The organism is Thalassolituus sp. UBA2590, assembly GCF_002339775.1.
Classification (GTDB): Bacteria; Pseudomonadota; Gammaproteobacteria; order Pseudomonadales; family Oceanobacteraceae; genus Thalassolituus.
This window is the reverse complement of record NZ_DDKU01000121.1, coordinates 1-935: the sequence shown is the minus strand read 5'-3', so window position 1 is coordinate 935 and position 935 is coordinate 1. Positions and strand designations below refer to the sequence as shown.

General features: G+C 52.6%; 1 protein-coding gene and 1 pseudogene. Both read right to left on the bottom strand.

What is annotated here, in order from left to right; all coding sequences use genetic code 11:
- A partial coding sequence (locus tag B2067_RS10720; RefSeq protein WP_301388433.1) for an aminotransferase class IV occupies nt 1–439 on the bottom strand: 439 nt, incomplete at its 3' end.
- 90 nt (nt 440–529) lie between these two features.
- A pseudogene (locus B2067_RS10715) lies at nt 530–935 on the bottom strand (bifunctional glutamine synthetase adenylyltransferase/deadenyltransferase); the annotation flags it as partial.

The window sequence follows — 935 nt, the reverse complement described above, 5'->3', positions numbered from 1 at the left end:
GGGTGTAGCTTGAGGTGCGGATTTTAATGCCCTGAGTTTTGGCTTCTTCACCCATGTAAGCCGGCCATTCCCAGGCGGCAACCATGACATGAACTTTCAGGTTGTCAGCACGCAGGCCCATGCCTTCAGAGCCGTAAAACGCCATTGGTCGGATGTAAGCACTGTCGAGGTTGTTTTCACGCACTGCAGCACGCTGAGCTTCGTTCAGCTCTTCGCGGGTGTAAGGCAGTTTCATATTCAGAATGTGTGCGGAGCGGAACAGGCGGTCGGTGTGTTCCTGCAGACGGAAAATCGCCGCGCCCTGATCAGTTTCATAAGCCCGCACACCTTCAAAGACGCCCATACCGTAATGTAGGGTGTGAGTCAGTACGTGAACTTTGGCATCGCGCCAGTCGACTAACTCTCCGTCAAGCCAGATCAGACCATCACGGTCAGACATGGAAGGTAGCATAAGGACCTCACTCGTAAATGTAATGTTGTATTCGGTAATTCAGTAAACGTTCAGCAGTCTGCGCTTGCCTTGCAGTGGTTATGACTGCTCGGGTTCAAGCCAGAGTTTCCAAAGTCGGGTCACATCATTACGCCGTGCATCAAATCCGAGTGCCGACACTGAGTCGCTCTCGAGGAGCAGGGATTGTTTCTGCAATGCACGCCGGTGAGTTTCGGCTCGGTAGGACAGGTAGGTTTCCTGCAGGGTCTGACAGTCTTTTGGAGCCATCAGACCGGCCTTCGTTAAGGCATCCAGCAACCGCATGTTATCGGTGACCTGAGTAAGCTCAGGGTGCTGGTGTGACCAGGCCAGTACGCCATATTGAACCAGAAACTCGATGTCAACAATACCCCCTTCATCCTGTTTCAGGTGAAACTGCTGGCCGTTCGTATCTTTAGAGCCGAGATTATCCCTCATTTTTTGCCGCATGGCTCGCACTTCTTCG